The 4,182-nt window shown below is 65.4% G+C and carries 4 protein-coding genes; all 4 read right to left on the reverse strand.

Annotated elements, in window-relative coordinates:
* Positions 1-680 (reverse strand): LacI family DNA-binding transcriptional regulator (locus AC3WLT_RS36905; RefSeq protein ID WP_492596488.1); only part of this gene is annotated, 680 nt, incomplete at its 3' end.
* A 22-nt stretch (positions 681-702) separates the two neighbouring features.
* Positions 703-1,668 carry a 2-hydroxyacid dehydrogenase gene (locus AC3WLT_RS36910; RefSeq protein ID WP_492596485.1) on the reverse strand — a complete coding sequence of 322 codons (966 nt, stop codon included), beginning with the start codon at positions 1,666-1,668 and terminating at the stop codon, positions 703-705.
* 4 nt (positions 1,669-1,672) lie between these two features.
* Positions 1,673-2,965 (reverse strand): MFS transporter, encoded by a 1,293-nt coding sequence (locus AC3WLT_RS36915; RefSeq protein ID WP_492596486.1) that lies wholly within the window; start codon positions 2,963-2,965, stop codon positions 1,673-1,675.
* A 101-nt stretch (positions 2,966-3,066) separates the two neighbouring features.
* Positions 3,067-4,095: a sugar kinase gene (locus AC3WLT_RS36920; protein ID WP_492596487.1), complete on the reverse strand. Its 1,029-nt coding sequence runs from the start codon at positions 4,093-4,095 to the stop codon at positions 3,067-3,069.
* Positions 4,096-4,182 lie beyond the last annotated feature (87 nt).

Raw genomic sequence — 4,182 nt, forward strand, 5'->3', positions numbered from 1 at the left:
CCCTCCCCGCTGTGCCCTTTTTGCCCTTTCTGGCCGCTCATCACCTCGCGAAACGCCGCCTCGCGCAGTTGCCGCGAGCTGACCTGCTCGAACGGCTGCACGACAAACCAGATCTCGTCGAAGCCGTTTTCAAGCAGATGCCGCGTACCGAGCTCGGCCGCCGCCCGGTTGTCCAGCCCGACCATGTCGGCGACGAGGCCCTCCACCGTACGGTCGACCAGCACCGCCGGAATCCCGCCGCCGCCCACCGGCCGCAGCGTTTCTTCACGCACGCCGAGCGCGTTGACGATCACGCCTTCCACGCGATACGTGGTCAGCAGTTGCAGATAGCGCCGCTCCATTTCGACTTCATTGGCCGCGTGGCAGATCAGCGGCATCAGCCCGAGCGCGTGGCAGGCCGCTTCGACGCCTTGCAGCACTTCGACCGTGTACGGATTGGTCAGGTCGGCGAGCAGCATGCCGATCAGCCGGTTGCGGCCACGCTTCAGGCCGCGCGCCATCTGGTTCGGCTGATAGTCGAGCCGCGCGATCGCCGCCTCGATGCGCGCGCGCAACGCCGGCGACAGCACGCTCATCTCGCCGTTCAGATAGCGCGAGATGCTGGTCTTGCCGGTGCCGGCTTCGCGCGCGACGTCGGTGATCGTCGCGCGGCGGGGAGTGGCAACGGGCGTCGTGCTCATGTGCGCCTCACTCATGGGCGTCTCATCGACCCAAGACTTCGCGGTTGACGATATTGGCGGCGAGCGTGCCGTCGAGCGCGGCGACGAGATTTTCCGCCGCGTTGCGCGCCATCGCATGCCGGGTTTCGTGGGTCGCCGAGCCGATGTGCGGCAGCGCGACCACGTTCGGCATTTTCAGCAGCGGCGAATCGGCCGGCAGCGGTTCGGTCTCGAACACGTCGAGACCCGCGCCGTGGATGGTGCCGTTTTGCAGCGCCTCGATCAGCGCTTTTTCATCGACCGTGGCGCCGCGCGATGCATTGATGAGAATCGCGCTTTTCTTCATCGACTCGAGCTCCGCCGTGCCGATCATGTGCTTCGTCTCGGGCGTCAACGGCACTTGCAGACAGACGAAGTCCGCGCTCGCGAGCAGCTCCGGCAACTCGACGCGCCGCGCGCCGTACGCCTGTTCAGCGTGCGGGTTCGCGGCCTGGTTCGTGTACAGCACCTTCATGTTGAAACCGAGCGCCGCGCGGCGCGCGACCGCGCTGCCGATCCGCCCCAGCCCGATGATGCCGAGCGTCTTGCCCTGTACGTCCACACCGAACAGCGCCGGCCCGATGCTGCGCTGCCAGTTGCCCGCCTTCACCCATTCCGCGAGTTCGACCACCCGGCGCGCCGACGCGAGGATCAGCGAGAACACCGTATCGGCAGTGGATTCGGTCAGCACGTCCGGCGTGTGCGCGAGCAGGATGCCGCGGCGTGTCAGGTCGGCGACGTCGAACTGGTCGAAGCCCACCGAGACGGTCGACAATGCCTTCAGCCGGGTCGCGCCTTCGAGCATCGCAGGCGTGATCTTCACGCTCGAACCGATGCCGCCGTCCGCGTCCTTCAACGCGGCGACGAACGTGTCGTGCCGGGCGGGGTCGACCTGCACGACTTCCGCATGCTGTTGCAGATACGCGAGCACGTCTTCGGGCAGCGCCTTCCAGGCGACGATCTTCTTCATCAGCTTATTTTCCTTGCAACGGTGTAGCGAGCACAGGCGCAGTCAGCGGCTGCGGCTGCGGCTGCGGTTTGACGATCAGCGTCAGGATCACCGCGGCGACCAGCGCCACGCTCATAAACGCATAGGATGCCGCAGGCGAGCCCGTCGCGCCATTCAGATAGCCGACCACATACGAGCCGACAAACGAACCAAGCGCACCCATGCTGTTGATCAGCGCCATCGCGCCGCCCGCGACGTTCTTCGGCAGCAGCTCCGGCACGATCGCGAAGAACGGTCCGTACGGCGCGTACATTGCGGCGCCGGCGATCACCAGCAGCGCGTACGAGATCCAGAAGTGCGCCGAGCCGAGCGCGTACGACGCCGCGAACGCCGCCGCGCCGACCAGCAGGAACGGCCACACGAACACTTTGCGGCGGTTGAGTCTATCCGATGCCCACGAAGCGGCAAGCATCGCGATCGTCGCGGCCAGATACGGCAGCGCCGAGAGCCAGCCGGTTTCGACCATGCCGAGCGTCGACCCGTTCTTCAGGATCGACGGCAGCCACAGCACGAAACCATACACGCCGATGCTCCAGCAAAAATATTGCGCGCACAGCTTGATCACCGCGGGCGTGCGAAAGGCTTCGCTGTAATTGCGCACCGGCTTGATCGCGGCCTGTTCGGCGCGCAGCGTTTCGGCGAGATCGTCCTTTTGCTGCTGCGTGAGCCACGACACCTGCTGCGGCTTATCCTTCACGATGAACCACCAGCACACGGCCCACAGGATCGCGGGCGCGCCCTCGGCGATGAACATGTGACGCCAGCCGAACGAGTGCACCAGATAGCCGGACACCACTGACATCCACAGCACCGTCACCGGATTGCCGAGAATCAGGAAGGTGTTGGCGCGCGAGCGCTCGCGCCTGGTGAACCAGTTGCTGATGAAGATCAGCATCGCGGGCATCACGGCGGCTTCGACGACGCCGAGCACGAAGCGGATCACCATCAGCGACGGAATGTTGCTGACCATCCCGGTCAGCGCCGCGCAGCCGCCCCACAGGATCAGGCTCCAGAACACCAGTTTCTTGACGCTGCGCCGTTCCGCGTAGATCGCACCGGGAATCTGGAAGAAGAAATAGCCGAGAAAGAACAGCGCGCCGATCAGCGACGACAGCCCTTTGCTGATGCCAAGATCCTGATTGATGCCGGCGGCCGACGCGAAACCGTAGTTCGCGCGGTCGAGATAAGCGAGGCTATAGGTGATGAATACGATCGGCATGATCGTCCACCAACGGCGAATCGCAAGCGATGAAGTCATGGGTGTCTCCTTACTGCTTCCCGAAACGATGATGAGGGGTGCTGGGGCGCTGTCCGAGCGCTCTTGTCGTTATCGAATTCGTTGCGTGCGGCGGCGGACGGTCAAGCCGCGGTCGCGATGGGCGGCGCGTCGGCAAGTGACTTCGCATCGGCAAGTGACTTCGCATCGGCGAGTTCCAGCGCGTCGAGTTCCGCGCGGCTCGGCAGGCCTTCGGAGTCGCCGATCACCTGAATCGCCAGCCCGCCGATCCGGTTGCCGCGCGCCACCGCTTGCGGCAGCGGCTTGCCTTCGAGCAGCGCGCTGATCACGCCGACGGCGAAACCGTCGCCCGCGCCCACCGTATCCACCACCCTCGCGACCGGCTTGCACACGACCACGCCGGCGTCGTCGGCGGTACGGAAGTACGCGCCTTGCGCGCCGAGCTTGATGATCACGCCGCGCGCGCCGTGGTCGAGATAGAAACGCGCGATGTCGTCCGGCTTCGTGTAGCCGGTCAGAATCCCGCCCTCGCCGATGCCCGGCAGCACCCAGTCGGCCAACGCCGCCAACGCGTTCAGGCCTTCGACCATCGCGGTGCGCGACGGCCAGAGCGTCGGGCGCAGGTTCGGATCGAACGAAATCGTCTTGCCGGCAGCGCGCATTTCACGCGCCAGATGAAACGCGAGTTCACGCGAGCTTGCCGAGATCGCCGGCGCCACGCCGGTCAGATGCAGGTGACGCGCGGGCAGCACGTAATCCGCCGCGTAGTCGGCCAACGACAGGTGGCTCGCGGCCGAGCCCTTGCGGAAGTATTCGACCGCCGGATCGCTGCCGTCGTCGCATTTCGACTTCATCTGGAAGCCGGTTGGGTAGCGCTCGTCGGTGGTGACGCAGCGCTGGTCGATACCTTCTTTGCGCAAGGTGTCGCGCACATACTGGCCGAACGAATCGCTGCCGACACGGCTCATCCAGCCGACCCTGAAACCGAGCCGCGCAAGACCGATCGCCACGTTCAGATCGGCGCCCGCGACACGCTTCGTGAACTGCCCGACGCCGGCGAGCGGGCCGGTTTCGGCGGCCACGAACATGGCCATCGCTTCGCCGTAGGTGACGACGTCGAGTGCTGCGGGTATCCGGGTTGTCTCGTTCATGCTTGCTCCTGCGTTCTTCTGCTGCGGGTTCTCTTCTGCTGCGGGTTCTCTTCTGCTGCGGGTTCTCTTCTGCTGCGGGTTCTCTTC

The sequence above is a fragment of the Paraburkholderia sp. FW306-2-2C-D06C genome (assembly GCF_058781505.1).

Excerpts from the sequence above, each read along its gene's own strand:
- AC3WLT_RS36915 (WP_492596486.1), bottom strand. The coding sequence starts at position 2,965 with ATGACTTCATCGCTTGCGATTCGCCGTTGGTGGACGATCATGCCGATC.
- AC3WLT_RS36910 (WP_492596485.1), bottom strand. The coding sequence starts at position 1,668 with ATGAAGAAGATCGTCGCCTGGAAGGCGCTGCCCGAAGACGTGCTCGCG.
- AC3WLT_RS36920 (WP_492596487.1), bottom strand. The coding sequence starts at position 4,095 with ATGAACGAGACAACCCGGATACCCGCAGCACTCGACGTCGTCACCTAC.